The sequence below is a fragment of the Allosediminivita pacifica genome (assembly GCF_003054175.1).
Taxonomy (GTDB): domain Bacteria; phylum Pseudomonadota; class Alphaproteobacteria; order Rhodobacterales; family Rhodobacteraceae; genus Allosediminivita; species Allosediminivita pacifica.
In genome coordinates, this window is sequence record NZ_QBKN01000008.1 from 132,058 (window position 1) to 158,054 (window position 25,997).

Annotated in this window: 25 protein-coding genes, 1 tRNA gene and 1 other RNA gene; 10 read left to right on the forward strand and 17 right to left on the reverse strand. The window is 66.8% G+C overall.

Going from position 1 to position 25,997, the window contains the following annotated elements; genetic code table 11:
* The first annotated feature begins 42 nt into the window (after positions 1–42).
* On the forward strand, positions 43–606 hold the full coding sequence (frr, locus tag C8N44_RS08275; RefSeq protein WP_107975751.1) for a ribosome recycling factor: 564 nt from the start codon (positions 43–45) through the stop codon (positions 604–606).
* Between the two features lie 76 nt (positions 607–682).
* Here frr and C8N44_RS08280 read toward each other — a convergent pair whose 3' ends face one another.
* The 4 genes from C8N44_RS08280 to thpD all read right to left on the reverse strand — a co-directional run bounded on the left by C8N44_RS08280 (position 683) and on the right by thpD (position 3,949).
* The gene (locus tag C8N44_RS08280) at positions 683–1,177 is read right to left on the reverse strand and encodes a GNAT family N-acetyltransferase (protein WP_158274023.1); all 495 of its coding nucleotides are present in this window, start codon (positions 1,175–1,177) and stop codon (positions 683–685) included.
* 74 nt (positions 1,178–1,251) lie between these two features.
* On the reverse strand, positions 1,252–1,803 hold the full coding sequence (locus C8N44_RS08285; RefSeq protein ID WP_107975723.1) for a lipid-binding SYLF domain-containing protein: 552 nt from the start codon (positions 1,801–1,803) through the stop codon (positions 1,252–1,254).
* Positions 1,804–1,920: 117 nt separating this feature from the next.
* Positions 1,921–2,919 (reverse strand): porphobilinogen synthase, encoded by a 999-nt coding sequence (hemB, locus tag C8N44_RS08290; protein ID WP_107975724.1) that lies wholly within the window; start codon positions 2,917–2,919, stop codon positions 1,921–1,923.
* A gap of 100 nt (positions 2,920–3,019) precedes the next feature.
* Complete coding sequence (thpD, locus tag C8N44_RS08295) at positions 3,020–3,949, reverse strand: ectoine hydroxylase (protein ID WP_107975725.1); 930 nt, start codon at positions 3,947–3,949, stop codon at positions 3,020–3,022.
* A gap of 204 nt (positions 3,950–4,153) precedes the next feature.
* On the opposite strand from thpD, the gene C8N44_RS08300 reads away from it, so the two are divergent.
* The 3 genes from C8N44_RS08300 to C8N44_RS08310 all read left to right on the forward strand — a co-directional run bounded on the left by C8N44_RS08300 (position 4,154) and on the right by C8N44_RS08310 (position 8,550).
* A complete protein-coding gene (locus C8N44_RS08300; protein WP_244641033.1) occupies positions 4,154–4,645 on the forward strand; it encodes a component of SufBCD complex in 492 nt (163 codons plus the stop codon).
* A 31-nt stretch (positions 4,646–4,676) separates the two neighbouring features.
* Positions 4,677–8,144: a transcription-repair coupling factor gene (gene mfd / locus C8N44_RS08305; protein ID WP_107975727.1), complete on the forward strand. Its 3,468-nt coding sequence runs from the start codon at positions 4,677–4,679 to the stop codon at positions 8,142–8,144.
* Positions 8,145–8,304: 160 nt separating this feature from the next.
* Positions 8,305–8,550 carry an excalibur calcium-binding domain-containing protein gene (locus C8N44_RS08310; RefSeq protein WP_107975728.1) on the forward strand — a complete coding sequence of 82 codons (246 nt, stop codon included), beginning with the start codon at positions 8,305–8,307 and terminating at the stop codon, positions 8,548–8,550.
* A gap of 165 nt (positions 8,551–8,715) precedes the next feature.
* Here the strand turns inward: C8N44_RS08310 and C8N44_RS08315 are convergent, their stop codons facing one another.
* Both C8N44_RS08315 and edd read right to left on the reverse strand, forming a co-directional pair.
* Positions 8,716–9,360: a bifunctional 4-hydroxy-2-oxoglutarate aldolase/2-dehydro-3-deoxy-phosphogluconate aldolase gene (locus C8N44_RS08315; RefSeq protein WP_107975729.1), complete on the reverse strand. Its 645-nt coding sequence runs from the start codon at positions 9,358–9,360 to the stop codon at positions 8,716–8,718.
* Between the two features lie 43 nt (positions 9,361–9,403).
* Positions 9,404–11,209 carry a phosphogluconate dehydratase gene (edd, locus tag C8N44_RS08320; RefSeq protein WP_107975730.1) on the reverse strand — a complete coding sequence of 602 codons (1,806 nt, stop codon included), beginning with the start codon at positions 11,207–11,209 and terminating at the stop codon, positions 9,404–9,406.
* A gap of 178 nt (positions 11,210–11,387) precedes the next feature.
* Here edd and C8N44_RS08325 point away from each other — a divergent pair, with 178 nt between their 5' ends.
* The 4 genes from C8N44_RS08325 (at position 11,388) to C8N44_RS08345 (ending at position 16,481) form a co-directional block, all read left to right on the forward strand.
* Positions 11,388–12,572 carry an RSP_2647 family RNA methyltransferase gene (locus C8N44_RS08325; RefSeq protein WP_244641034.1) on the forward strand — a complete coding sequence of 395 codons (1,185 nt, stop codon included), beginning with the start codon at positions 11,388–11,390 and terminating at the stop codon, positions 12,570–12,572.
* A complete protein-coding gene (locus C8N44_RS08330; RefSeq protein ID WP_107975732.1) occupies positions 12,569–13,111 on the forward strand; it encodes an RSP_2648 family PIN domain-containing protein in 543 nt (180 codons plus the stop codon). The genes C8N44_RS08325 and C8N44_RS08330 overlap by 4 nt, the downstream gene beginning before the upstream one ends.
* Before the next feature lie 845 nt (positions 13,112–13,956).
* Positions 13,957–15,336, forward strand: a complete 1,380-nt coding sequence (locus tag C8N44_RS08340; protein WP_107975734.1) for an SLC5/6 family protein — start codon at positions 13,957–13,959, stop codon at positions 15,334–15,336.
* Between the two features lie 50 nt (positions 15,337–15,386).
* Complete coding sequence (locus C8N44_RS08345; protein WP_107975735.1) at positions 15,387–16,481, forward strand: ABC transporter ATP-binding protein; 1,095 nt, start codon at positions 15,387–15,389, stop codon at positions 16,479–16,481.
* On the opposite strand, the gene C8N44_RS08350 is transcribed toward C8N44_RS08345, so the two are convergent.
* The 9 genes from C8N44_RS08350 to rnd form a co-directional block, all read right to left on the reverse strand.
* A complete protein-coding gene (locus tag C8N44_RS08350) occupies positions 16,467–16,694 on the reverse strand; it encodes a ribbon-helix-helix domain-containing protein (protein ID WP_107975736.1) in 228 nt (75 codons plus the stop codon). The genes C8N44_RS08345 and C8N44_RS08350 overlap by 15 nt on opposite strands.
* Positions 16,691–16,867, reverse strand: coding sequence for a DUF4169 family protein (locus tag C8N44_RS08355; RefSeq protein WP_107975737.1), 177 nt, complete (start codon positions 16,865–16,867; stop codon positions 16,691–16,693). Before C8N44_RS08355 ends, C8N44_RS08350 begins: the two co-directional genes overlap by 4 nt.
* Before the next feature lie 21 nt (positions 16,868–16,888).
* The gene (locus C8N44_RS08360; protein WP_170121072.1) at positions 16,889–17,869 is read right to left on the reverse strand and encodes a serine hydrolase domain-containing protein; all 981 of its coding nucleotides are present in this window, start codon (positions 17,867–17,869) and stop codon (positions 16,889–16,891) included.
* Between the two features lie 94 nt (positions 17,870–17,963).
* On the reverse strand, positions 17,964–19,358 hold the full coding sequence (fumC, locus tag C8N44_RS08365) for a class II fumarate hydratase (RefSeq protein WP_107975738.1): 1,395 nt from the start codon (positions 19,356–19,358) through the stop codon (positions 17,964–17,966).
* An 85-nt stretch (positions 19,359–19,443) separates the two neighbouring features.
* On the reverse strand, positions 19,444–19,923 hold the full coding sequence (locus tag C8N44_RS08370; protein ID WP_107975739.1) for an SspB family protein: 480 nt from the start codon (positions 19,921–19,923) through the stop codon (positions 19,444–19,446).
* A gap of 73 nt (positions 19,924–19,996) precedes the next feature.
* Entirely contained in the window at positions 19,997–21,244 is a 1,248-nt protein-coding gene (gene chrA / locus C8N44_RS08375; RefSeq protein WP_107975740.1) for a chromate efflux transporter, read from the reverse strand.
* Positions 21,245–21,299: 55 nt separating this feature from the next.
* Positions 21,300–21,962, reverse strand: coding sequence for a DUF1194 domain-containing protein (locus tag C8N44_RS08380; protein ID WP_107975741.1), 663 nt, complete (start codon positions 21,960–21,962; stop codon positions 21,300–21,302).
* Positions 21,963–22,055: 93 nt separating this feature from the next.
* Positions 22,056–22,405, reverse strand: a transfer-messenger RNA (tmRNA) gene (ssrA, locus tag C8N44_RS08385).
* Between the two features lie 65 nt (positions 22,406–22,470).
* On the reverse strand, positions 22,471–23,628 hold the full coding sequence (rnd, locus tag C8N44_RS08390; RefSeq protein ID WP_107975742.1) for a ribonuclease D: 1,158 nt from the start codon (positions 23,626–23,628) through the stop codon (positions 22,471–22,473).
* Between the two features lie 233 nt (positions 23,629–23,861).
* Here rnd and C8N44_RS08395 point away from each other — a divergent pair, with 233 nt between their 5' ends.
* A complete protein-coding gene (locus C8N44_RS08395) occupies positions 23,862–24,056 on the forward strand; it encodes a hypothetical protein (protein ID WP_107975743.1) in 195 nt (64 codons plus the stop codon).
* Here C8N44_RS08395 and purN read toward each other — a convergent pair.
* Positions 24,043–24,639: a phosphoribosylglycinamide formyltransferase gene (gene purN, locus C8N44_RS08400; protein WP_107975744.1), complete on the reverse strand. Its 597-nt coding sequence runs from the start codon at positions 24,637–24,639 to the stop codon at positions 24,043–24,045. The two genes, C8N44_RS08395 and purN, sit on opposite strands and share 14 nt — an antisense overlap.
* Positions 24,636–25,682 (reverse strand): phosphoribosylformylglycinamidine cyclo-ligase, encoded by a 1,047-nt coding sequence (purM, locus tag C8N44_RS08405; RefSeq protein ID WP_107975745.1) that lies wholly within the window; start codon positions 25,680–25,682, stop codon positions 24,636–24,638. Before purM ends, purN begins: the two co-directional genes overlap by 4 nt.
* Before the next feature lie 106 nt (positions 25,683–25,788).
* Between purM and C8N44_RS08410 the strand changes: the two genes are divergently transcribed.
* A tRNA-Ile gene (locus tag C8N44_RS08410) sits at positions 25,789–25,865 on the forward strand.
* Positions 25,866–25,997: the final 132 nt, after the last annotated feature.

Consider the following 25,997-nt stretch of genomic DNA (forward strand, 5'->3'; position numbering starts at 1 on the left):
TCCCAAGATACACCGTTTTCAAAGATGCAGGGCCAGACGACCATGGCAGACGATTTCGAACTCGATACCGACGATCTGAAACGCCGCATGGACGGCACCATGTCCAACCTCCGGACCGAATTCGCGTCCCTGCGGACGGGCCGTGCCTCGGCCTCGATGCTGGAGCCGGTGATGGTCGAGGCCTACGGCCAGATGACCCCGATCAACCAGGTCGGCACCGTGAACGTGCCCGAACCACGAATGGTCACCGTGAATGTCTGGGACAAGAGCATGGTGAACAAGGTCGAGAAGGCGATCCGTGAAAGCGGTCTCGGGATCAACCCGCAGATGAACGGCACGATCATCATGCTCCCCATTCCCGAGCTGAACGAGGAACGCCGTCGCGAATTGGGTAAGGTGGCGGGTCAGTATGCCGAACACGCCCGCGTCTCGATCCGCAACATCCGCCGCGACGGCATGGATCGGGTCAAGAAGGCCAAGTCCGACGGCATGAGCGAGGACGACCAGAAGTTCTGGGAGACCGAGGTGCAGGAACTGACCGACGCCTACATCAAGAAGGTCGACGAAGCGCTTGAGACCAAGCAGGAAGAGATCATGCAGGTCTGAGCCGTAAGGCTTTGTCATGACATGAGAAAGCCGGCCCGATGGCCGGCTTTTTCTTGGCCGCCCTAGCGCGTTCGGGTCAGCCCTGACCAACGTCGGTAAGCCGTTTTTCCATCGCGAAGTTCGTTAGCGTCACGCCGGCCCGTTCGATCCGCTGTTCGCGCAGCACCTGCCAGCCCCGCTGCTCGAAAAAGCCCCTCACCAAGTGGCTGGCATCCGAGGACAGACGCTCAAGTCCTGCGTCCATGGCCAGCGCCTCGAGCCGGTCGTAGAGACGCCCGCCCACGCCGCGGCGCTGGAAGTCGGGGTCCACGAAGGCAAGGTCGATGTGGCCCCCGGCGTCGAGCGTCATGAAGCCGACGGGCCTCCCGGCGTCACGGGCCACCAACGTGTGCTGCGCCCAAAGTCGGGCTTCCCAGTCGGAGCCGGACGGGGCCTTGGGCGCCCAGGCATGTCGCTGGGAGGCGTCGTAGGCCCCGGCCGCACCCTCGTGCACCGCCCTGTAGTAGATCACACCAAGCGCGTCCGCCTCGGCGGGCTCAAAACGGCCAATCTCGATAAGGGCGTCGGTCACGACCGTACCTATGCTGGGGCCGGCCGCCTACGACGACGGGCCGTGGGTCCTGGAAATGTCCCGGGGCGCCACGATCAGGGGATGATGCGGGTGTATTTCACGCCCTCGAGGGTGGCGCCGACGCGCAGGCCGGATTGGCCGAAGATGACCGCGATGACGGGCGCGAGCGAGGTCGTCGTCTCGGCTGCAAGCGCCTGCCCCTCAGTCAGCGTGGCATAAGCCACGTTCGCGCCTGCGGCCCAGCCCGGCGAGCGGCGGAAACTGGTCAGCGCGTTCTCGGTCATGAAGAACAGGACGTGGGAGTATTGCTGCGCGCCGATCTGAAGCCCGGCGGAGGCCTTGCTGACCGAGTAGTAGTCGACCGTGGCGCCGCCCACACGCAGGGCGCCGCGCCCGTAGGCGCCGCCGAGCCCGAAGCCTGCCTCATTGACCAGCGGCATGACGAGCGTGCCGACCGATTTCTGGGCCAGGTCGCGGGTGGAGGGATACTGGGAGTAGAGCGAATTCAGGGTCTGATCGACGCGGGCGTCGATCCGTGCGGCACCGGGGCTGCCGATGCCGTTGTTGCAGCCAGCCACAAGGGCGGCGCCCAGACCGAGGGTAAACGCGCGTCGCGTGATCTTCATGGGGAACTCTCTCTTCACTGCCGATGCCGAACCCGGCTGTTCCGCCGGTTGTCTTTTCTTATACCGGAGTGTGGCGACTGTGTCACGCAATAGGCAACAATCCGATGATGCACGGCATCATTCCGCCAGAAGTCGCGCGGCCTGCGGTGCGAAGTAGGTGAGAATCCCGTCGCAGCCGGCGCGGCGGAAGGACATGAGGCTTTCCATCATGACCTTGTCGCCGTCGAGCCAGCCGCGCTCGATCGCCCCCGCGATCATCGCGTATTCGCCCGAGACCTGGTAGGCGAAGGTGGGGGCGCCGAACATGTCCTTGGCGCGGCGGCAGATGTCGAGATAGGGCATGCCGGGCTTGACCATGACCATGTCGGCGCCTTCCTGAAGGTCGCGCTCGATCAGGCGCATGGCCTCGTCCGAGTTGCCCGGGTCCATCTGATAGGTCTTCTTGTCGCCCTTGAGCGCGCCGGATGCGCCCACGGCATCACGGAACGGCCCGTAGAAGGCGCTGGCGAACTTGGCCGAATAGCTCAGCAGCAGGACGTTCTGATGCCCCTCGGCCTCCAGCGCGGCGCGCATGGCGCCGATGCGTCCGTCCATCATGTCGCTGGGCCCGATGATGTCCGCGCCAGCGGCGGCCTGGCTGAGGGCCTGTTTCACCAGCGCCTCGACCGAGGCGTCATTCACGATCACGCCGTTCTCGACGATGCCGTCGTGACCATCGCTGTTGTAGGGATCGAGCGCCACATCGGTCATCACCGCGATGTCGGGCACTGCGTCCTTGATCGCGCGGGTGGCGCGGTTCGAGAGGTTCTCGGGGTTCCAGGCCTCGGCGCAGTCGGGTGTCTTGAGGGCGGGGGCGGTGTAGGGAAACAGGCAGATCGCCGGGATGCCGAGGGCATGGGCCTCGCGCGCGGCCTCGACAACCTTGTCGACGGACAGCCGGTTGACCCCGGGCATCGAGCCCACGGGTTCTGAGATGCCTTCGCCATCGCGCACGAAGACCGGCCAGATGAAATCCGAGGGGCTGAGCGAGGTCTGCCCGACCAGCGAACGGATCGCCGGGCTCTGGCGCAGGCGGCGGTGACGGGTGGCGGGGAAGGGGGCCTGGCTGGGGAGCATGAGGAAACACCTGATCTTTGTCGTTCAAAGGCAGGTCTGCACCCGGAGCCAGAGCGTGTCCAGCCCCGGCCCGTGAAGGGCCGGAGCGGGCAGGGCCGCTTCAGGCGAGCGGGCCGTCGTGAAGCTCGATCGGCTCAGGCTCGCCGCGCTTGGCGAGGAAATCCGGACGCGCGGCTTTGGCCGCGTATGGGTCGTCCAATGCGTTCGAGACGGCGTTGTAGACGAAGAAGGCGTTCGAGCGCGGATCGGGCGTAATGTTGCCGTTCGAGCCATGCAGCGTGTTGCAGTCGAAAAGCACCAGCGTTCCGGCCGGGCCTTCGGCATCCTCAATCCCGCACATCGTCGCCATGTCGCGCAGGCTTTGCTGCGACGGGGTGCCGACCTCCTGCGCCTTGAGAGAGCTTTCGTGGTTCGCGTCCGGCGTCTCGCCCTGGCACGAGATGAAGGTCTTGTGCGAGCCGGGCATCAGCATCAGTGCGCCGTTATGCGCCCGGTTGTCGGTCAGCAGCAGCGAGGCAGAGACGGCGCGCATGCGCGGCATGCCATCCTCGGCGTGCCAGGTCTCGAAGTCCGAATGCCAGTAGAACTCCTTGCCGGAGAAGCCCGGCTTGTAGTTGAGGCGCGACTGGTGAAGGTAGACCTCGTCCCCCAGCAGGAAGCGCGCGATGCCGGCCAGACGCTTGTCGCGACTGAGCTTCTGCATCAGGGCGTTATGCTGTTCGAGCCGGAAGACCGTGCGCACCGCCTCGCTCTCGGGTTCGGTCACGATGTCCTCGGCCTTGGCGCCGGCAAGGTCCTCGCGCAGTGCGGCGGCGCTGTCGATCAGGGCCTCGACCTCTTCGGGTTCGAAGAGGCCCTTCAGCACGAGAAAGCCGTCGCGTTCGAACGATCCGGCCTGCTCCTGTGAGATCGGGGCATGGTCGGTCCAGTCGGTCCAGAGGACCGGGTCCGCGCGTTCGATCCAGCGTTCCTGATCGGGGTTGCGCGTGGGATAGGTGTCCTGGCTCTGCGCACCGAATTCCAGTGGCATAGTGTCCTCCTGACTTGCAGTATTGTGGTTGTACTGCTTCATCGCAGAGCCACCGGCCCGTGTTCCTCGCTGTGTTTTCGGCAATTGCGGGAACCCCGGCGGGGATGTGCTATGGGCAAGCGAAACGAGGCGCGATAGAAGGCCCTCGCAAGGGCGGGAGGTCGCGCATTGGATTGGTACGGCACAGTTTTCGAAGTGATCGACATGCGATCCTTTTCGAACCTGTGGTTCTGGATCGTGCTGGCCGCCGTCTGGTCCATGGCGAGCCATCGCGTGCTGGGTGTGCCGATCGACATGGTAACGCGCGCCCGGCGCGATGGCGGGCAGGCGACCCTGGATCTCGAGGAGCTCGCCCGGATCAACGCGGAAAGACAACTGCTTCTGGCGCGGGAAAGCGGGCTCTGGATGTCTGCGCTGGTGGCGGGAGTGCTGAGCATGGCGCTGCTTCTGGGGTTCCTCTACCGGGTCGAGTTCGCGCAGGCGCTGTTCCTGCTTGGGTTCCCGCTTCTGCTGGTGCGCCTGCTGGAACTGCGCGCGGCGCAGCGGGTGCACAACGGCGAGAGGCATGGCGAGGCGCTGCTGCGGCTTATCCGGGCGCATCGCGTGATCACCCAGATGATCGGCATGGTGGCGATCTTCGTGACCGCGGTCTGGGGGATGTACCAGAACCTCGTGCTTGGTCCGTTCTACGGTTGACGCTGGCGCGGCGGCGCGCCATTTGCCCCGCATGGCAGACAAGATCACGATCGGAGGCGCGCCCGAGGGCTTCGATGCGCGGCTCGTCCTCGACGAGGTGGACAAGGCGGGCGGGCCCGTCGTCCACGTGGCACGCGACGACCGGCGGCTGGCGGCCATGGCCGACGCGCTGGCCTTTTTCGCACCCGACATGCCGGTACTGCGCTTTCCCGCCTGGGACTGCCTGCCCTTCGACCGGGTGTCGCCAAACGCCGACATATCCGCCGCGCGCATGGCGACGCTGGCGGGGTTGGCGCATGGCGGGCCGAAGCACTTCGTCCTGCTGACAACGCTGTCGGCGGCGATGCAACGCATCCCCGCGCGCGATGTCCTGCGCGAGGCGGCCTTCACCGCCCGCGTGGGCGACCGCATCGACGAACAGGCGCTGCGCAACTTCCTTGTCCGCGTGGGCTTTTCGCAGGCGCCGACCGTGACCGAGCCCGGCGACTACGCCATCCGCGGCGGCATCTTCGACATTTTCCCACCGGGCGAAGGCGGGCCTGTGCGGCTCGATCTGTTCGGTGACGTGCTGGACGGCGCGCGCCGCTTCGATCCGGTGTCGCAGCGCACGACCGAGAAAATGGACGTGGTGGAACTGGCGCCGGTCTCCGAGGTGATCCTCGACGACAGCGCCATCACCCGTTTCCGCCAGAACTACCGCGTGGAATTCGGCGCGGCGGGCACCGACGACCCGCTTTACGAGGCCGTCAGCGCCGGGCGCAAGCATCAGGGCATCGAGCACTGGCTACCATTCTTCCACGAAAAGCTCGAAACGCTGTTCGACTACCTGCCCAAGGCGCCGGTGCTGCTGGACGATCAGGTCGTGCCCGCGCATCTGTCGCGCTGGGAACAGATCGCCGACCAGTACGAGAGCCGCAAGTTCGCCATGTCCCAGAAGGGGCGGATGGACACGGTCTACAAGCCCGTGCCGCCGGAACAGCTGTATCTGGACGAGGCGACCTGGATTGCCACGCTGGACCGGCACCGACGGGTGCAGTTCAACCCGCTGCCGCACGCGAGCGGGCCGGGCGTGGTGGACGCCGGCGGGCGGCTGGGGCGCAGCTTTGCGCCCGAGCGCCAGCAGGAAAGTATCAGCCTTTTCAGTTCACTGGCGGATCACGTCAAGAAGAAACTCGAAGACGGCCCGGTCCTCATCGCCTCCTATTCCGAAGGCGCCCGCGAACGCCTGACCGGGTTGATCGAGGATGAGGGCCTGGCCGAGGCCGTGCCCGTCGCCAACGGTACCCGCGTCGGCAAGCGCGGGCTGCACCTTGCGGTCTGGTCCCTTGAGGCCGGGTTCGAGGCACCCTGGGGGGATCGTCGGATCACGGTGATCTCGGAACAGGACGTGCTGGGTGACCGGCTGATCCGCCAGCCGCGCAAGCGCCGCAAGGCCGAGAACTTCCTGACCGAGGCGCAGGCGCTCACTCCGGGCGATCTGGTCGTGCACGTGGATCACGGCATCGGCCGTTATATCGGCATGGAGGTCGTGACCGCCGCCGGTGCCGCGCATGAATGCCTGCTGCTGGAATACGCCGAAGGGTCGAAGCTCTACCTGCCGGTGGAGAACATCGAGCTTCTGTCGAAATACGGCCACGAGGAAGGGCTGCTCGACAAGCTGGGTGGTGGCGCTTGGCAGGCCAAGAAGGCCAAGCTGAAGGAACGCATCCGCGAGATGGCCGACCGGCTGATCCGGATCGCGGCCGAGCGCGCCCTGCGCAAGGCGCCGATGATGGATCCACCGCCGGGCGCCTACGAAAGCTTCGCCGCGCGTTTCCCCTACACCGAGACCGACGACCAGCTGCGCGCCATCGAGGACGTGCTCGAGGACATGATGTCGGGCCAGCCCATGGACCGGCTGATCTGCGGCGACGTGGGCTTTGGCAAGACCGAGGTCGCCATGCGCGCGGCCTTCATCGCGGCCATGTCGGGCGTGCAGGTGGCCGTGATCGCGCCCACCACGCTGCTCGCCCGCCAGCACTACAAGAGCTTTGCCGAACGCTTCCGCGGCTTCCCGATCAACGTTGCGCCGCTGTCGCGCTTCGTCAGTTCCAAGCAGGCGCAGGCCACGCGCGAAGGCATGTCCAAGGGCACCGTCGACATCGTGGTGGGGACCCACGCGCTGTTGGCCAAGAACACGCGGTTCCAGAACCTCGGGCTGCTCATCATCGACGAGGAGCAGCATTTCGGCGTGGCCCACAAGGAACGGCTCAAGCAGATGCGCACGGATATACACGTGCTCACCCTGACCGCGACGCCGATCCCGCGCACGCTGCAGCTGTCGCTGACCGGGGTGCGGGACCTGTCGATCATCGGCACGCCGCCTGTCGACCGCCTGTCGATCCGCACCTACGTGTCGGAATTCGATGCGGTGACCATCCGCGAGGCGCTGCTGCGCGAGCATTACCGCGGCGGGCAGAGCTTCTTCGTGGTGCCGCGCCTGAGCGACTTGCCCGAGATCGAGGAATTCCTGCGCGAACAGGTGCCCGAGGTCTCCTTCGTCGTCGCCCACGGGCAGATGCCGGCGGGCGAGCTCGACGACAAGATGAACGCCTTCTACGACGGGAAATACGACGTGCTGCTGGCCACGACCATCGTGGAAAGCGGGCTGGATATTCCCACGGCGAACACGATGATCGTGCACCGAGCCGACATGTTCGGTCTGGCGCAGCTCTACCAGATCCGGGGCCGCGTGGGCCGGTCCAAGACTCGCGCCTATGCCTACCTGACCACCAAGCCGCGCGCCAAGCTGACGGCCACGGCGGAAAAGCGTCTGCGGGTGTTGGGCTCGCTCGACACGCTGGGGGCGGGCTTCACGCTGGCGAGCCAGGACCTGGACATTCGCGGCGCGGGCAACCTGCTGGGCGAGGAACAGTCGGGCCAGATGCGCGACGTGGGCTACGAACTGTACCAGCAGATGCTCGAGGAGGCGATCGGCAAGATCAAGGCCGGCGAGGGCGAAGGCCTGAGCGACGACGACGGCCAGTGGGCGCCGCAGATCAACCTCGGCGTGCCGGTGCTGATCCCCGAGGACTACGTGCCCGATCTCGACGTGCGGCTGGGGCTCTACCGCCGCCTGTCGGAGCTGTCGACCAAGGTGGAGCTCGAAGGCTTTGCCGCCGAGCTGATCGACCGCTTCGGCAAGCTGCCGAAGGAGGTGAACACCCTGATGCTGGTCGTGCGGATCAAGGCCATGTGCAAGAAGGCCGGGATCTCCAAGCTGGATGCAGGGCCGAAGGGCGCGACGATCCAGTTCCACAACGACAAGTTTGCCCGGCCCGAGGGGCTGGTGGAGTTCGTGGGGAACCAGAACGGGCTGGCCAAGGTGAAGGACAACAAGGTGGTGGTCCGCCGCGACTGGAAATCCGACGCCGACAAGATCAAGGGCGCCTTCGCCATCGCCGTGGATCTGGCGGAGGCGGCGGGGGCCGTGAAGAAGCGGAAGAAGGAAGGGGCGTGAGATAGTGTCCCGGGCCGGGACACTTCTTCGCCTAAATGATTTCAATGGGTTAGGTTCCGGCATTCACCGGGACTTAACTTTTGGGTCTCTACGCTCGTTGCCTTTTCGCTCTCGCTGCCCTTAGGTTAACCAATGGTTAACAAGTGAGGGAGGTCGGCAGATGCGGGGACTTGTTCTGATCCTGGTGCTGGTGTCGCAAGCGGCCTTTGCAGAGGAGCAGAGGACGCCGACAGAGAGGCTGAATGCCTTCCGGACGGCGCAGGCCTTTGACTGCAGGAACGTCAGTTGCAAGCAGCTGCGGTCCTGTGCGGAGGCCTGTTACAAGCTGATCCAATGCGGGCAGAGCATCCGGGACGGCGACAACGACGGCATCCCCTGCGAGAATCTCTGCAATCGTCGGTGCTAGAGGGGGGTGTTGTTGCCCCTCACCCTGGCCCTCTCCCCCTAGGGGAGAGGGAAGCGCGTTTTGCGGGTGGTTGGTGTGATCGGCACCTGGGGGTCTTCATGTGAAGGTTGAGGAATGGCCCTCAACCTTCTGTTCTCAAACGGTATTAGACGCCGTGGTGGGTCCTCAGCTGCGCGTCAGCGCCGCCGCTTCGGAGGCGAGGCGTTCGATTTCCTCCCAGTCCTCGCGGTCCACCGCATCTTTCGGCGCGACCCAGCTGCCGCCGACGCAGAGCGTGTTCGAAAGGCCGAGGTAGGTCTCGGCGTTCTTCAGCGACACGCCGCCCGTGGGGCAGAATTTCACCTGCGGGATCGGCGCGCCGATGGCCTTGAGCGCGGGCACGCCGCCGTTGGCCTCGGCCGGGAAGAACTTCTGCACGCGGTAGCCGCGTTCCAGCAGGGCCATGGCCTCGGAGGCGGTGGCGGCACCGGGCAGGAGCGGCAGACCCTCGTCCTCGCAGGCCTGAAGCAGCCGGTCGGTGGCGCCCGGCGACACGCCGAAGCGGGCGCCGCTGGTGCGTGCGTTGGTCACGTCCTCGGGGGTAAGCAGGGTGCCCGCGCCCACGACGCCGCCTTCGACCTGGCTCATCTCGCGGATGACCTCGAGCGCGGCGGGGGTGCGCAGCGTGACTTCGAGCACGGGCAGGCCGCCGCGGACCAGCGCCTGGGCCAGCGGACGGGCCTTGGCGGGGTCCTCGATCACCAGCACGGGGATCACGGGGGCCATGCGGCAGAGCTTTTCGGATTCGATGCTGGCGGTTTCGGGGGTCATGTCCGGTCTTCTTTCGTCAGTAGGGTCGGGAGGGGTGCGGCGGTCATACGACCACCGCGGCCCCGTTGGAGGCAAGGCCCACGTTCGAGCGGAAGGCCGCGAAGAGCTCGCGCCCGACCCCGTGGCCGTTGCCCTGCAGGTCTTCCTTGACCGGCTCGCGCTTGTCGAAGTCGGGGGCAAGGCATTCGATCGCGCCCGAGACGGCATCGACGCGGATCACGTCGCCGTCCTGTACCCGCGCCAGCGGTCCGCCGTTGGCGGCCTCGGGGCTGACGTGGATCGCCGAGGGCACCTTGCCGCTGGCCCCGGACATGCGCCCGTCGGTGACGAGAGCGACCTTGAGGCCGCGGTCCTGAAGCACGGCCAGCGTCGGCGTCAGCGAATGCAGCTCGGGCATGCCGTTGGCGCTGGGGCCCTGGAAGCGCACGACGATCACGGTGTCGGAAGTGAACTCGCCGGCCTTGAAGGCGTCCTTGACCTCTTGCTGGTCCTTGAAGACGCGGGCGGGCGCCTCGATGATGTGGCGCTCCTTCTCGACGGCGGAGGTCTTCATCATGCCGTGTCCGAGGTTGCCGTAAAGCTGGCGCAGGCCGCCCGTGGGCTGGAAGGGATCGGCCGCGGGGCGCAGGATCTTGTCGTTCTGGCTTTCGCCGGGGCCGTCGACCCAGACGACGCGGTCGCCGTCGAGCTTGGGTTCCTGCGCGTAGCGGCGAAGCCCGTCGCCCGCGACGGTCGAGACATCGTCGTGCAGCAGCCCGTGGTCCACGAGATCACCGATCATGTAGGCGAGGCCGCCCGCGGCGTGGAAGTGGTTCACGTCGGCAAGGCCGTTGGGATAGACCTTGGCCATGAGCGGCACGGCGGTCGAGATGTCGTGGAAGTCCTCGAGCTCGAGCTGGATGCCGGCGGCGCGGGCCATGGCGGGCAGGTGCAGCACGAGGTTGGTCGAGCCGCCGGTGGCCATGAGGCCGACCATGCCGTTCACGAAGGCCTTGGCATCGAGCACGTCGCAGACCGGGCGGTAGTCGTTGCCGAGGTTGGTGATCTCGAGCGCCCGCTGGGCCCCGGCCACGGTCAGCGCGTCGCGCAGCGGCGTGTTGGGGTTGATGAAGCTGGCGCCGGGCAGGTGCAGGCCCATGAACTCCATCAGCATCTGGTTGGAGTTCGCGGTGCCGTAGAAGGTGCAGGTGCCCGGGCCGTGGTAGCTTTGCATCTCGGCCTTCATGAGTTCGTCACGGCCCACTTCGCCGGCGGCGAACTTCTGGCGGACCTTGGCCTTTTCGTCGTTCGGCAGCCCGCTGGTCATGGGGCCGGCGGGCAGGAAGATGCCGGGGATGTAGCCGAAGGTGGCCGCGGCGATGACGAGGCCGGGCACGATCTTGTCGCAGACGCCGAGGTAGACGGCGGCATCGTAGGTGTTGTGCGAGAGCGCGACGCCGGTGGCGAGCGCGATCACGTCGCGGGAAAAGAGCGACAGCTCCATGCCGACCTGACCCTGGGTGACGCCGTCGCACATGGCGGGCACGCCGCCGGCAACCTGCGCGGTGCCACCTGTTTCGCGGGCAGCGGCGCGGATGATGTCGGGGAAACGCTCGAACGGCTGGTGGGCCGAGAGCATGTCGTTGTAGGCGGTGATGATCCCGAGGTTGGGGGCGCGGTCCCCGGCGAGGCTGTCCTTGTCCTCGCCCATGGCGGCATAGGCGTGGGCCTGGTTGCCGCAGCTCAGGTGGGCGCGGCGCGGGCCTTCGTCGGCGGCCTGGCGCATCCTGTCGAGGTAGACCTCGCGGGTCGGGCGCGACCTCTCCTCGATCCGCTGGGTCACCTTGGCGATCGTTTCGTTGAGCGGCATCGCAGCCTCCTTTTCCTCTGCGGGCACGCTAGCGCAGTTACCGCTAACAGTAAAGCCGGGCACTGTGGATAAGCGCCCCGGCGGCCCTCCGGGTTCCTTGTGCATCATGGCGCAGCCGGGTGCCAGCCGTGTGACGGTGCCGCTTCCCTTCGCCGCCGTGGCGGGATAGATGCCGCGCATGAGCGACTATCCCGTGATCCGCCTGCGCCCCAAGGCCAATGTCCGCGCCATCCGGCGCGGTGCGCCCTGGATTTTCGATAACGAACTGGTGCTGGACCGGCGCACGCGAAAGCTTGCGCCCGGAAGCCTTGCCGTGCTCGAGGACAACGAGCGCGAGGCGCTTGGCGTGGTCGCGGTGAACCCCGAGTCGCGGATCGCGGCGCGGATGCTTGACCGCGATCCGGCGGCGGTGGTGGATCGGGCCTGGTTCAAAGGCCTGCTGGCGCGGGCGCAGGCGCATCGCGACCGGCTTTACCCGGCGCCGTACTACCGGCTGGTCCATGCCGAGGCGGACGGGCTGCCGGGGCTGGTGATCGACCGGTTCGGCGACACCTGCGTGATGCAGCCGAACGCCGCATGGGCCGACGCGCTGATCGAGCCGCTGACCGAGGCGCTAGTGGAGGTCACGGGCGTGACCACGGTGATGAAGAACGCGGGCGGACGGGGCCGGAGCCTTGAAGGGCTCGACGATGCCGACGCGGTGCTGCGCGGCAGCGCGCCCGAGGCGGCGTTGGCGGTGGAGATGAACGGCGCGACCTACATGGCCGACCTCACGGGCGGCCAGAAGACGGGCCTGTTCTACGACCAGCGCGAGAACCAGCGCTTCGTGCAGAGGCTGGCGGAGGGCGCGCGGGTGCTTGATGTCTTCAGCCACGTGGGCGGGTTTGCGCTGGCCGCCTTGGCGGGCGGCGCGCAGAGCGCGCTGGCCGTGGACGGATCGGCACCGGCGCTGTCGCTGGCCGAAGAGGGCGCGCGGCGTATGGGCAAGCCGCTGGAGACGCGGCAGGGCGATGCCTTCGACGTGCTGGGCGCGCTCAACGAGGACGCGGCGCGGTTTGATGTGGTGATCTGCGATCCGCCAGCCTTTGCGCCGTCGAAGCAGGCGCTGGAGAACGGGCTGCGGGCCTACGAGCGGGTGGCCAAGCTGGCCGCGCCGCTGGTCGAGGAGGGCGGCTACCTGACGCTTTGTTCCTGCTCGCACGCGGCGGATCTGTCGGCCTTTACCGGGGCCTGCCTGCGGGGCATCGGGCGCGCGGGGCGGCGGGCTCAGCTGATCCACACGGGGCAGGCGGGGCCGGACCATCCGTTGCTGCCGCAGCTGGCGGAATCGGGCTATCTCAAGGCGCTGGTCTTCCGGCTTTGAAGGTCCTGCTCGACACCTGCGTGATCTACCCCACGGTGATGCGCGAGGTGCTGCTGGGGGCGGCGCGGCAGGGGCTGTTCACGCCGCTCTGGTCGGAGCGCATCCTCGAGGAATGGGCGCGTGCTGCGCGCAAGATCGGCCCCACGGGCGAGGCGCAGGCACGCGGTGAGATCGCGCTGCTGCGCGCGGCCTGGCCCGGGGCGGAGGTGCGATGGGCGCCATCGCTCGAGGATCGGCTCTGGCTGCCGGACGCCAATGACACCCATGTGCTGGCCGCGGCCATCGCCGGCAGCGCCGATGTGATCGTGACCATGAACGCGCAGGATTTCCCGCGCAACGTGCTGGCCGAGGAAGGCCTGAGTCGCGCCGATCCGGATGCCTTCCTGCTGGGGCTCTGGCAAGGCAATCCCGAGGCCATGGAGCACGTCACCGAGGCCGTGCTGGCCGAGGCGCGGCGCCTGTCGGAGGGCGACTGGGAGATGCGCGCACTGCTGAAAAAGGCGCGCCTGCCGCGGCTGGCGAAGGCGCTGACGCGCTGAGGCTGGAGGCGATGCTTCGGGGGGCAAGTTGCGAAGGTTGGGAGCGAGCCAGCGTAACGGATGCTGCACTTTGGACAAATGTCTGTTATTCAAAGCTTGCAGAAACAATCCTAGTTTGGATGATTGAAGTGTACGCAAATGAGAATAGTGAAGCATCTCGTTTTGAGAGTCTCTCTCGTTGGATTAAACTGAATTTTACTCGGCATGAAATTTGGGTACTCAAGGCAGCGCGAAGGGTACCTTTTTTCGCCCTATTCGCGTTCGGTACTCTATGGCTTTGGTTCTTCTTGCCAATGCTCCCGGTTGGCATCTTGCTAGTAATCCTGTTTGAGGACACGGGAATTTTTGGGGCCGTCTTCAACATGGTTCTAGGGCTTGTAGGTTTGGTAATCGTCGCCCCTTGGTTCTTTCGTTGGTATTTCATCTGTACAGGCTTGATGTTTGGGCGTGCCGAAATGGCACAATTCAAACAAAATGAGGTTTCGGATCGCCTTGAACGGCTCGTAGGCACTCAAGCCGCATCAGATAGTACTTGAGAGTACTAGCGCGCGTATCCCCAGCTATCGCGCTGCCTACTTTTCGAAAGCCGATATTGGTGCAGGCGCAGCGAATTGGCGCTTTGTCCCGCACTACGGACATTCTGGCATTCCACGGCTGATGACAGCTCCGAGGTCATCTCCCTCCTAGCGTTGGCCCGGCGGGACCTCGCCCCTTGTTCCGGGTCTGGCAGGGCACGGCCCCAAGCTCTCCCGCCAGTCACGTTCGCGGCAAGGCTCTGCAACCCGGCTGTGCGCGGCGCTTTGATCCGCTAAAGCTCTGGGATTGTGTGTTTCCGGAGAGTGCCCATGTCCGTTTCCCTGCTTGTCATCGCCTGCGCCGTGATCGTGGTGCTGACCCTTGCCGCGGCGCCGCGGCGGGCGAGTGTCGAGGGCTTTTTCGGAGGTCGGGACGACAGCGGCGCGGCGCCGGGGCTCTGGACGCTGGTGCTGAGCCAGGTGACGACCTGGATCTTCGCGCGGTCGCTGTTGAACGCGGCGATCCTGGGGTATTTCTACGGGATCGCGGGCGTGCTGGCTTATGCGGCCTATTATGGGTCCTTCGTCACGGGGGGCTTCATCGTCGGGCGGTTGCGCGAGGCGGGGGCCGTGTCGGTTCAGGACTGGCTGTCGGCGCGGTTCGGGGGCACGGGGGCTGCGGCCTACAACCTTGTCATCGCGCTGCGGCTGCTGTCCGAGGTCTTTGCCAACCTGTTGGTGGTGGGGCTGATCTTCTCGGCCGTGGCGCCGGGCAGTGGGACCATGGCGATCCTCGGCGTGGCGGTGCTGGCGCTGGCCTATTCGGCCTGGGGCGGGCTGAGCGCGGCGCTGCGCACCGACGTGGTGCAGATGGTGCTGTTCCTCGGCATCTTCTTCGTGGCCTTCGGCGCGCTGGTGCTGTCGCCGGGGTTCGACCTGGGGGCGGTGGTCACCGCCCCGGGCCAGTCGGGCGGCTACCTCGGCTGGGTGCTGCTGGTGGTGGCGGCGCTGCAGGTCTTTTCCTACCCGGCGCATGACCCGGTCATGATGGACCGGGGCTTCATCGCGGATGCGCGCACCACCCGGCTGTCCTTCCTGCATGCCTTCTGGATCTCGACCCTGTGCATAATGGCCTTCGGGGTCTTCGGCATCGAGGCGAGCCTGCGCGGCGCCGCCTACGAGGGTGAACTGATCGGAAGCTGGGCGGGGATGTTCCCGGGGTGGATCTTTGCCGCGCTGATGCTGTCGCTGCTGATCTCGGCCCTGTCGACGCTGGATTCGGCGCTGTCCTCGGCGGCCCGGCTTTGCGTGCAGGAGCTGGGTCTGGCGCCCGCGACGCTGGACGGCGGGCGCGCGGCCATGGCGGTTTTCGCGCTGGCGGGCACGGCGCTGACGCTCTGGGGCAGCCAGACGCTGTTCGACGCGGTGGCGGTCAGCGGCACGGCGTCGATGTTCCTGACGCCGGTGCTGATCGCGGGGCTAGTGCTCGGGCGGCAGGTGGCGCTCTGGTCCTACATGCTGGCCTGGGGCGCGGCGATGCTGGGGGCGGCGGTCTATTTTGCGCGGGGTTGGGCGCCGGTGGCGGCCGTCCTGCCGGAGGGGCACAAGTACGAGCAGCTTTTCGTGATCTGCGTCGCGGTGCTTGTCACAGGGACGGTCGCCGTGGTCGCAGGCAGCCGTCGGAACCTTGCCGGGACGGCGCGGGGCTGATACCGCCAAGTCCGATCCCGAAGGTTTTTGTCGGATAGCCGGAGACCCAGATGCCGAATGCCCCGCGGCTCGAGACGCGCGATCTTGTCCGTCGCTTCGACGGCACCGCCGTGGTCGACCACGTGTCACTGTCGCTCGAGCCCGGCAACGTGACCTGCCTGCTGGGGCCCTCGGGCTGCGGCAAGTCGACGACGCTGCGGATGATCGCGGGCGTGGAGATGCAGGACAGCGGCGAGATCTACGTGGACGGCAACCTTGTCTGCGACACGGTCTTTCGCGTGCCGCCCGAGCGGCGGTCGATCGGGCTGATGTTCCAGGACTTCGCGCTGTTCCCGCATCTGAGCGTGGGCGAGAACGTGGCCTTTGGCCTCAAGGGCGCGGGGTCCGAGCGCAAGGCGCGGGCGCGGGCGCTGCTCGACCGGGTGGGGCTGGTTCACTACATCGACGAGTATCCCCACCAGTTGTCGGGCGGGGAGCAGCAGCGGGTGGCGCTGGCGCGGGCGCTGGCGCCGCGGCCGCGGATCATGCTGATGGACGAGCCGTTTTCTGGGCTCGACAACCGGCTGCGCGATGGCATCCGGGACGAGACTCTGGACGTGCTCAAGGAAGAGGGCAGCTCGGTGCTGCTGGTCACGCACGAACCCGAGGAGGCCATGCGCATGGCCGACGAGATCGCGCTGATGCGCGGGGGGCGGATCGTGCAGCAGGGCGCGCCCTACAACATCTACAACGCGCCCGCCGACAAGGAGGCCGTGGCCTTCTTCAGCGACATCAACGTGCTACGCGGCACCGTGCGCGGGGCGCTGACGGAAACGCCTTTCGGGCAGTTCCTGGCGCCGGGCGTGCCCGACGGGCAGGAGGTCGAGATCGTCTTTCGCCCGCAGCACGTGAGCATCGATTTCGACCGCAACGGGCGAGGACCGAATCCCACGGACATGGCCGGCACACCGGCGCGGGGCGTCGTGGAGCGGGCGCGGTTCATGGGGTCGGAAAGCTTGGTGGAGTTCCGGATGGACTTCGACGGCGGGGTGCTGCGCGCCACGGTGCCGAACGTGTTCCTGCCGTCGCGCGGCACGCCGCTTTGGCTGACGGTCCGGCGGGATCGCTGTTTCGTCTTTCCGGTGGAGCGCTCAGACGCGGCCTGAGGCGATGCGGTCCTCGAGCACGAAGACGCGGATGGCCGAGGCGAGGCCCACCTCGGGGTCACGGAGTTCGTCGATCTCGGCGGCGAGCGCGTTCAGTGCCTTGCCGCGCGCCTCGGCGATACGGCGGAATTCCTTCCAGAAGACATCTTCGAGCGAGACCGAGGTACGGTGCCCCCGGATGGTCAGCGAGTGCTTGACCGGACGGCCGCTCATGTGTCGCGCTTGTGGCCGTCGAGATCCCTGTCGGCCTTTTCGCGGGTGCTTTTCGCGGCCTGCCTTTCGGCCTTGGTGCGTCCGAACTTTACCGCGTTGCCGTCGGCCTCGGCGCGCTTGTCGGCGCGGGCCTTCTGTTTGCGGAAGCGGTTCAGGTTGGTGACGGTGCCCATTTCTTCATCGTGCCACCAAGGTCAGGCCAAGGCAAGGATTGGTCCGTCGAGAAGGTCCGAGAGCACACCGAAGTAGCCGGCCGAGCGGGCCGGGCGGTTCGGATCAGAGGTGATGGCGACGGCCAGATCGCGCTCGGGGTGGGCGGCGATGACCCGTCCACCGTAGCCGCGGGCGAGGACGTATCCCGAGCCGGTGAGGAACCAGCCGTAGCCGTAGGAATAGCCGGAGAAGGGCGAGCGGGTGCGTGGTTCGAGCGAGGCCTCGATCCAGTCCTGCGGGATCACCTGCGTGCCCTCCCAGCGGCCCTCGTCGCGCATCATCTGCGCGATGCGCAACATGGCGCGCGGCGTGATCGCCATCTGGTTGCCGCCCATGTAGTAGCCCTGCGGGTCGCGGACCCAGGGCGGGATTTCGATGTTGAGGGGATTGCCGAGCTCGGCGCGCATGAGGGACAGGAGGCTGTCGCCAGATGCCTCGGCCAAGGCCGCGCCGAGCACGTGGGTGGAGCCGGTGGAATAGATCATGCGGCTGCCCGGGTCGCTTTGCATCGGCTGGGAGAGCGCGTTTGCGACCCAGTTCGACGAGTTGATCCACGCGCCGTAGTTGCCGCCCGAGGTGCTTTCGAGCCCCGCGCGAAGGGTGACGAGATCCTCCATGGTGATGTCGCGCACCTGCGGGTCGGCACCGGAGGGGATGAGGCCGGGGGCGACATCGCCCAGGGTGGCATCGACGCCCGAAATGTCGCCGCGCGCGATGACCTGTCCCAGCATGAGGGCCACGAGGCTTTTCGAGCAGGACTTGATGTTGGCGAGACCGTCGAGACCCGGCCCGCGGGGGGCGGCCTCGATCAGCATCTCGCCGCCCTGCATGACCTGAAGCGAATGCAGCTGGTCCTCGGTGTCGAGGGCGGACTGAAGTTCGTCACGGGCCTGCTGTGCGCTGGCGGGGCGGACGAAGGGCAGGGCGATGGCGGAGGCGAGGAGCGTGCGGCGGTGCATCATGCGCAGAGACCTGCGGTGTCTGCGCGGCGGCGGCAACTCTCTGCCGCTCACGTTTCGGGGAGGCGGCGCCCGCAAGGGGCGCCGCGCCGCGTGATCAGTCCTTGGGGCCGATCATCTGTTCGGGACGTACGACGCGCTCGAAGGTTTCCTCGTCGACGAAGCCAAGGTTGATGGCCTCTTCCTTGAGGGTGGTGCCGTTCTTGTGCGCGGTCTTGGCGACCTTGGTGGCGTTGTCGTAGCCGATGGTGGGCGCCAGCGCGGTGACGAGCATGAGCGAGTTGCGCATGAGTTCACCGATGCGGCTTTCGTTGGCCTGGATGCCCGCGACCATGTTGTCGGTGAAGGCCGAGGCGCTGTCGCCCAGAAGCTGCATCGACTGGAGCACGTTGTAGCTCATCATCGGGTTGTAGACGTTGAGTTCGAAGTGGCCCTGGCTGCCTGCCATGCCGACGGCGGTGTCGTTGCCGATGACATGCGCGCAGACCATGGTCAGCGCCTCGGCCTGCGTGGGGTTCACCTTGCCGGGCATGATCGAGGAGCCGGGTTCGTTTTCCGGCAGGATCAGTTCGCCCAGGCCGGACCGCGGGCCGGAGCCCAGGAAGCGGATGTCGTTGGCGATCTTGAAAAGGCTCGCGGCGACGGTCTTGAGCGCACCGGAGAACATGACCATGGCGTCATGCGCGGCGAGCGCCTCGAACTTGTTGGGGGCCGTGACGAAGGGCAGGCCGGTGATTTCGGCCATGTTGGCGGCGACGGTTTCGCCCCAGCCCTTCTTCGTGTTCAGCCCGGTGCCCACGGCGGTGCCACCCTGCGCGAGCTCGTAGATGTCTGGAAGGCAGGATTCGATGCGCGCGATGCCCTTGCGGACCTGGTGCGCGTAGCCGCCGAATTCCTGGCCCAGCGTCAGCGGCGTCGCATCCTGCGTGTGGGTGCGGCCGATCTTGATGATGTCCTTGAACTCTGCCGACTTGGCCTCAAGCGCCTCGGCCAGCTTGGTCAGGCCCGGCAGCAGCACGTCACGCGCCTGCATGCCGATGCCCACGTGCATGGCGGTCGGGAAGGTGTCGTTCGAGGACTGGCCCATGTTGCAGTGGTCGTTCGGGTGCACCGGGTCCTTGGTGCCCATGGTGCCGCCGAGCATCTCGATCGCGCGGTTCGAGATGACCTCGTTGGCGTTCATGTTGGACTGGGTGCCCGAGCCGGTCTGCCAGACGACGAGCGGGAAGTTGTCGTCGAACTTGCCGTCGATGACCTCGCCCGCGGCGGCGATGATGGCATCGGCGATCTTGGCATCCATGGAGCCGTTGGCCTTGTTGGCCATGGCGCAGGCCTTTTTCACCACGCCGAGGGCGCGGATGATCGGCACCGGCTGTTTCTCCCAGCCGATGGGGAAGTTCATGATCGAGCGCTGGGTCTGCGCGCCCCAGTACTTGTCTGCGGGCACTTCCAGCGGGCCGAAGCTGTCGGTCTCGGTGCGGGTCTCGGTCATGTCGGGGTCCTCCGGTATGCAGCTGCATGCCGGATAGCCTGTCGCTGCCCGGGGGGCAATCGGCCAGTTCGGCGCAGCGGCCTTCTTATTTGCGGAAACGGTCGAGGCTGACGACCTCGGCATCCTGCCGTTCGGTCTCGGGCTGGGATTCGGTTTCGCCGCCGCCCGGCCCGTCGTCGGGGGGCGTGGGCTGATCGTCGTCCTCGGCCTCGTCCTGGGTCTCGAAGCGCAGGCCGAATTCGACGGATGGGTCCACGAAGGTCTTGATCGCATCGTAGGGGATGTAGAGCCGTTCGGGCGCGTCGCCGAAGTTCAGCGTGACGGCGAATCCCTCGTCGGTGACTTCGAGGTGGTCGAACCAGTGCTGCATCACCACGGTCATCTCTTCGGGATAACGGTCCGACAGCCAGTCGGCGAGCTCGGCGTCCGGATGGGCCGTGTCGAAGGTGATGAAGAAGTGGTGGTCGCCGGGCAGACCCCGTTCCTGGACGTCCTCCAGCACCTCCTGAATCAGGCCGCGCATGGCGCGATGCATGAGATTTCCGTAGTCGATGCTGCGGGACATGGCGCTCCCCTCTTGATTGGGGGCCAGCATAGGCCGTTTTCCGCAGGGAGCGAAAGGGGGCAGGCCGGATTTGTCAGAGGTGCGAGATCCCCCAGCCGGCCAGCGCACAGACGAGGAGCGTGAGGGGGATTCCGCGACGCAGGGGCCCCAGCATGATTGCCGCGAGCGCGATGAGCGGCCAGGCGTCCCAGCGTGGCGCGTCGAGGCGCGGCAGATCGAGCGTGAGGGGGCCGAGCGGGACCTCGGCCACTTCGGTGAAGACGACGTGGAAGGCGAACCAGAGCGAGAGGTTGAGAATCACGCCGACCACGGCGGCGGTGATGGCGCTGAGCGCGGATTGCAGCCGGGGCCGGGCGAGGAGGCTTTCGACATAGGGGGCGCCCGCGAAGATCCAGAGGAAGCAGGGCACGAAGGTCATCCAGAGGGTGAGCAGACCTGCGAGGATGGCCAGACCTGCGCCGCCCTGTGCGTGGCCGGTCAGCATGCCCACGAACTGGGTGACGAGGATCAGCGGTCCAGGCGTGGTCTCGGCCAGGCCGAGCGCGTCGACCATCTGCGTGGCGTCGAGCCAGCCACGGTTCTGGACCACTTCCTGCGCCATGTAGGCGAGCACCGCGTAGGCGCCGCCGAACGTGACGACGGCGAGGCGCGCGAAGAAGGCGGCGAGGTCGAAGAGCAGCGTCTGACCGGCGAGCCAGAGGACGGGCAGGGGCAGGAGCCAGAGCGCGGCCCAGAGCGCGAGCGTTGCGGGGGCCGTGTGATTGGCCGGTGGTGGCGGGATGTCGGTGGCGGTCTCACGGCTGCGCAGGAACCCCCAGAGCCCGGCCACGGCGATGATCAGCGGGAAAGGCAGGCCGAGCGCGAAGATCGCGAGGAAGGACAGGGCCGCGAGCAGATAGGCATCGGCGGTCTTCAGGGCCTTCTGCCCGAGGCGCAGGAGCGCCTGCACGACGATGACGATGACCGCCGCCTTGACCCCGAGCAGCAGCGCGCCGGTTTCGGGCTGGGCGCCGAAGCGGGCGTAGAGCAGGGCGAGCGCGGCGATAACCAGCGCGCCCGGCAGCACGAAGAGCGTGCCCGCGACGAGGCCGCCGGGAATCCCGCGGAGACGCCAACCTGCGTAGGTGGCGAGTTGCATCGCCTCGGGGCCCGGAAGCAGCATGCAGAAGCTGAGCGCCGAGAGGAACTGGCGCTCGCTCAGCCAGCGGGTCTCTTCGACCAGGGCGCGGTGCATGAGGGCGATCTGGGCGGCGGGGCCGCCGAAAGAGAGGACGCCGATGCGGCCGAAGACGCGGGCGAGCGAGGCAAGAGGGGTGGTCATGCGCGTGGCCTTTGACATCCGTGTGCGACAGGGATGTGACAGGCGGCGGGCGCGGTCAGCCGAAGACCCTCGAGATCTCGCGCAGCATCTTGCGGCGGATGGCGCGGGCGTAGTCGCGGTAGCCTCGGGCGGTCTCGACAAAGCCGTCGCCGGTGATGACCTGCCGGTGATAGAAGTTGGTGATGGCGAGGCCGAGGCTTTCGATGGCAAGCCCGTTGATCGTGACGCCGGCCCGTTCCGCACGACGGCGGAGGTGGCGCACCTCGGCACCGCCGAGGGCGTTGGGCGTTCCGTCGCCCGAGAGATCGATGACGCGGCGAACGCAGTCGGGGCCCTGTGTTATGTGGGCGAGCGCCGCGATGAGCGCCTCGGCCGGGGCGGTGTCGGAGAGGATGAAGGCGCGCGGCATGTCGCGGACCTGCTGCGCGAGTGCGGCGACCTGGGCGGGGCTGTAGATGGTGGTCCAGCCGATGCTAATCTCCTGATCCGGGATGCCGGACCATTGCAGTACGGAAAGGCTCACGCGGTCGCGAACGAGGATCTCGGTAATCTCGGGGTCCTGCAGCGCGGCTGCGAGCCCTTCGGTCTGGAGGCGGAATTCGCCCGCATCGACGGAATTGGAAACGTCCATCGCCAGCAGCAGGGCCGTCTGGCAGGCCCCGAGGGGGCTGGCGGCGGTGATTGCGGCAAGACAGAGGGCCGCGGGCGCGACGTTCATGAGGCGATGCTGCCGTCGGCTTGCCTATGCGTCAACGACATTGCGCGCGGCGCGACAGGTCCGATAGCGAAGAGCGTCGATTTGTGGGGATAAAGTGCAGGCTTCTGTTGCCAGGTGCCTGCGAACCCCGCCTTACGCTGCTAGGCGCAAGGGCTTAGATTTCGGTCTTGTCACTGCTTACGCAGCAACTGCAACCGGAGCATGATTGTCGTTGGCAACTATGCTTAATGAACCGATAACGGTGGTATCTCACCGGGACAAAGCTACACCTTTACACGTTCGTCGATCCTATTTCGGCCCCATGTTCCCGCCAACGCCGGGTATTTGGTGGAGCCGCCGGGTACCGCCCCCGGGTCCGATCCGCTTATTATGTGCGCGTTTATGCCCATAGTCCCTTGCGAGACACTCGGAATATAGGCGGGGTGGCGCGGCTTGCAAAGGGGGAGAGGCGGAGAATTCGCCCCGATCCGGATTTTCCGGTGGAAAACCGGGAGCTTGCCGCCGCGGCCTAGAGTTCGATGACCGAGACGTTCTTGCCCTTGGCCGACAGCGCGATGCGCCCTTCGCAGAGGCGCAGGGCGTCCTCTCCGAAGACCTCGTAACGCCAGCCGCGCAGCGCGCTCACATCGCGCTCGCCGGCAGCGATCGCGTCGAGATCGGCCGCGGGGGCGATCAGCTTGGAGGCAACGCCCGAGCTTTCGGTCTTGGCCTTGAGCAGGACGCGCAGGAGGTCGGCGAGCGCCGGGTTCACGTTGAGCTTGTCGCGCGCCGTATCAGGCTGCGGCAGGTCTTCCTTGGGGCAGTCGAGCCCTTCCTTGACCGCGGCGAGGATGCCTTCGGCGATATCGCCCTTGCGCGCCTCGCGCAGAAGCAGTCGCGAGCGGCCAAGGTCAGCCATGTCGGCCGGCTTGGTCGAGGCGAGTTCGACCAGCGCGTCGTCCTTGAAGACCCGCGAACGCGGGATGTTACGCTTCTGGGCGTAGTTTTCCCGGAAGGTCGCCAGCGCCCGCACGATGGCAAGAAAGCGCGGCGAGTTGGAGCGGGTCTTGACCCGCATCCAGGCCTGTTCGGGCCGGACCGTGTAGGTTTCGGGATCGGTGAGGGTGTTGAGTTCTTCGGCCACCCAGCGGTCGCGGCCGGTCTTGGCAAGCCGCCCGGCAAGGAATTCGTATATCACCCGCAGGTGGGTCACGTCGGCCAGCGCGTAGGTCTTTTGCGCGTCGGTCAGCGGGCGGCGCGACCAGTCGGTGAAGCGCGAGGACTTGTCAAGGCTCTGCTTGGCGATCTTCTTGACCAGCGTCTCGTAGCCGACCTGTTCGCCGAAGCCGCAGACCATGGCGGCGACCTGCGTGTCGAAGAGCGGCGTGGGGATCACGCCGTGATCGACCCAGAAGATCTCGAGATCCTGACGGGCGGCGTGGAACACCTTGACCACGCTGTCATCGCGGAAGAGGTCGAGCAGCGGATCGAGCGAGAGTCCTTCGACGAGGGGATCGACGATCACCGCGTCATTCTCGCCGTCGCCGGGATAGGCGAGCTGTACCAGGCAGAGCTTGGAGTAGTAGGTGCGTTCGCGCAGAAATTCGGTATCGACCGTCAGATAGGGATGTGCCCGCGCGGCGTCGCAGAATGCGGCGAGGTCCTCTGTCGTCGTGATCGTCTTCATGTGCGCTCCGGCCGCTTGTCCTGATGATGGTGCGCCCTCCTACACCCGTCCGGGCAGGAGCGCAAAGGCACCATTTCCATTTGGAACCGAGCCGGGCGGCCTGCCTCCCGCTCGGGTCAATCGCTATCATTCAGGATGGTGATGACAGGGCGCACAGACATTCGTTTCCGCGATGACGAAGAGACGCCTATCTAGGTGTCGTCTTACAGCATGACCAGAGAAGGAGAGCTGAGATGACACATCTGGATCTGACCTGCGCCCCTGCGCAACATTACCGACGACTCGCCCCCTCGGACCTTCGGGCCATCGGTGCGGGTCTTGCGCTTGTTCTCATGATGGGGATCCCGGCGCTGCTGGCCCCGGCCTCGGAGGTCGCGCCCGGCGCATGGCACGGCAACGCCGCGCCGCACGCCGTCACTGCGCGCTGAGGTGCAGAGGTTCGCGGTTCCCGGCAGCGAAGCGGCGCAGGACGGCGGGGTAAAGACGGTGCTCCTGCGTCAGGACACGCGCGGCGAGATCGTCGGGCGTGTCATCAGGCCGGACCGGCACGGTCGCCTGACCGAGGATCGGGCCGTCGTCGAGTTCGGGCGTGACCTCGTGCACGGTGCAGCCGTGTTCGGTGTCGCCCGCTTCGAGCGCGCGCTGGTGGGTGTGCAGCCCGCGGTATTTCGGCAGCAGCGAGGGGTGGATGTTGAGCATGCGCCCCTCCCACTGGCGGACGAAGCCACCGGTGAGCACGCGCATGAAGCCAGCAAGGCAGATCAGGTCGGGCTGCGCCTTGGTGAGGGCCTCTTGAAGCGCCGCCTCGAAGGCGGGGCGATCCTTGCCGAAGGGCCTGTGATCGACCACCGCCGTTGGCACACCCATGTCCGCCGCGCGGTCAAGGCCGCCCGCGTCGGATTTGTTCGACAGGACCAGGCAGGGTCGCGCCGGGTGATCGCCGGTCATGTCCTCGACCAGCTTGACCATGTTCGACCCGCCGCCTGAAATCAGGATGGCGACGCGCGTCACGCAAGGCTCCCGCTGTAGGCGATGCCCGGCCTGCCAGTGACCTTGCCCAGCGTGACGACGGTTTCGCCCGCCTCGCGCAGGGTGGCGGCGACGCTTTCGGCCTGGTCCGCGGCCGTGACGACCACGAGGCCAATGCCGCAGTTGAAGGTCTTGAGCATCTCGGAGGCCTCGATGCCGCCCTGCTGCTGCAGCCATGCGAATACGCCGGGAAGCTCCCAGGCGCTCAGGTCGATCTCGGCGCCGCAGTCCTCGGGCAGCACGCGGGGCAGGTTCTCGGTCAGGCCGCCGCCGGTGATGTGGGCGAGCGCATGCACGCCGCCGCCGCGGACCGCCTCGAGCGCGGGTTTCACGTAAAGGCGGGTGGGCGCCAACAGCGCCTCGCCCAGGGTGCCGTCGGCCCAGGGGCAGGGGGCGTCCCAGCCGAGGCCGGAAAGCTCGACCAGCTTGCGTACCAGCGAATAGCCGTTGGAGTGCACGCCGCTCGACGCCACGCCCAGCAGCACGTCGCCTTCGGCCACGCCGTCGGGCAGGGCGGCGCCGCGTTCCATGGCGCCCACGGCAAAGCCCGCGAGGTCGAAGTCGCCGTCGCCGTACATGCCCGGCATCTCGGCGGTTTCGCCGCCGATCAGCGCGCAGCCCGAGCGCACGCAGCCCTCGGCGATCCCCTCGACCACCTGTGCGGCGGTTTCGGTGTCGAGCTTGCCGGTGGCGAAGTAGTCGAGAAAGAAGAGCGGCTCGGCGCCCTGGCAGACCAGGTCGTTCACGCACATGGCGACGAGGTCGATGCCGACGCCCGAGACAAGGCCCGTGTCGATAGCGATGCGCAGCTTGGTGCCCACGCCGTCGGTGGCCGCGACCAGCACCGGGTCGTCATAACCCGCCTGTTTGAGGTCGAAGAGCGCGCCGAAGCCGCCGAGCCCGGCCATGACGCCGGGCCGGTTGGTCCGCTTGGCCGCGGGTTTGATCCGTTCGACGAGGGCGTTGCCCGCATCGATGTCGACGCCCGCCTGCGCGTAGGTCAGACCGTTCTTACGCTCGCTCATGAAGCTGTCCTCGTCTTGCCGTGAGGCGCGATTAGCCCATCCCGCGCCGCCCTGCAATCTGCACGCTTGACGGTCTGCCGCGCTCTGCTAGGGAAGGTCCCAGGCCGGGCCTGTAGCTCAATTGGTTAGAGCAGGGCGCTCATAACGCCTTGGTTGGGGGTTCGAGTCCCTCCGGGCCTACCATCCCTGCCGGGTCGGCGGAATGTAATTCATCCCTCGGGGCTTTGATGCTGTAACCGCCCCCCGACGGCATCGCTGTGCCAAGGTGGGATCGCAACAATCCTTAATGGGAGGCGGTCATGTCAAAGATTACCA

Bases quoted from the DNA above. Each gene is read 5' to 3' on its own strand.
- C8N44_RS08285 (WP_107975723.1), bottom strand. From the start codon at position 1,803: ATGAAGATCACGCGACGCGCGTTTACCCTCGGTCTGGGCGCCGCCCTT.
- C8N44_RS08395 (WP_107975743.1), top strand. From the start codon at position 23,862: ATGACACATCTGGATCTGACCTGCGCCCCTGCGCAACATTACCGACGA.
- C8N44_RS08370 (WP_107975739.1), bottom strand. From the start codon at position 19,923: ATGTCCCGCAGCATCGACTACGGAAATCTCATGCATCGCGCCATGCGC.
- mfd (WP_107975727.1), top strand. From the start codon at position 4,677: ATGGCAGACAAGATCACGATCGGAGGCGCGCCCGAGGGCTTCGATGCG.
- C8N44_RS08345 (WP_107975735.1), top strand. From the start codon at position 15,387: ATGCCGAATGCCCCGCGGCTCGAGACGCGCGATCTTGTCCGTCGCTTC.
- C8N44_RS08300 (WP_244641033.1), top strand. From the start codon at position 4,154: ATGCGATCCTTTTCGAACCTGTGGTTCTGGATCGTGCTGGCCGCCGTC.
- C8N44_RS08360 (WP_170121072.1), bottom strand. From the start codon at position 17,869: ATGATGCACCGCCGCACGCTCCTCGCCTCCGCCATCGCCCTGCCCTTC.
- hemB (WP_107975724.1), bottom strand. From the start codon at position 2,919: ATGCTCCCCAGCCAGGCCCCCTTCCCCGCCACCCGTCACCGCCGCCTG.
- C8N44_RS08350 (WP_107975736.1), bottom strand. From the start codon at position 16,694: ATGAGCGGCCGTCCGGTCAAGCACTCGCTGACCATCCGGGGGCACCGT.
- rnd (WP_107975742.1), bottom strand. From the start codon at position 23,628: ATGAAGACGATCACGACGACAGAGGACCTCGCCGCATTCTGCGACGCC.
- C8N44_RS08325 (WP_244641034.1), top strand. From the start codon at position 11,388: ATGAGCGACTATCCCGTGATCCGCCTGCGCCCCAAGGCCAATGTCCGC.
- thpD (WP_107975725.1), bottom strand. From the start codon at position 3,949: ATGCCACTGGAATTCGGTGCGCAGAGCCAGGACACCTATCCCACGCGC.
- purM (WP_107975745.1), bottom strand. From the start codon at position 25,682: ATGAGCGAGCGTAAGAACGGTCTGACCTACGCGCAGGCGGGCGTCGAC.
- chrA (WP_107975740.1), bottom strand. From the start codon at position 21,244: ATGACCACCCCTCTTGCCTCGCTCGCCCGCGTCTTCGGCCGCATCGGC.
- C8N44_RS08340 (WP_107975734.1), top strand. From the start codon at position 13,957: ATGTCCGTTTCCCTGCTTGTCATCGCCTGCGCCGTGATCGTGGTGCTG.
- C8N44_RS08355 (WP_107975737.1), bottom strand. From the start codon at position 16,867: ATGGGCACCGTCACCAACCTGAACCGCTTCCGCAAACAGAAGGCCCGC.
- frr (WP_107975751.1), top strand. From the start codon at position 43: ATGGCAGACGATTTCGAACTCGATACCGACGATCTGAAACGCCGCATG.
- C8N44_RS08380 (WP_107975741.1), bottom strand. From the start codon at position 21,962: ATGAACGTCGCGCCCGCGGCCCTCTGTCTTGCCGCAATCACCGCCGCC.
- C8N44_RS08310 (WP_107975728.1), top strand. From the start codon at position 8,305: ATGCGGGGACTTGTTCTGATCCTGGTGCTGGTGTCGCAAGCGGCCTTT.
- C8N44_RS08315 (WP_107975729.1), bottom strand. From the start codon at position 9,360: ATGACCCCCGAAACCGCCAGCATCGAATCCGAAAAGCTCTGCCGCATG.
- edd (WP_107975730.1), bottom strand. From the start codon at position 11,209: ATGCCGCTCAACGAAACGATCGCCAAGGTGACCCAGCGGATCGAGGAG.
- fumC (WP_107975738.1), bottom strand. From the start codon at position 19,358: ATGACCGAGACCCGCACCGAGACCGACAGCTTCGGCCCGCTGGAAGTG.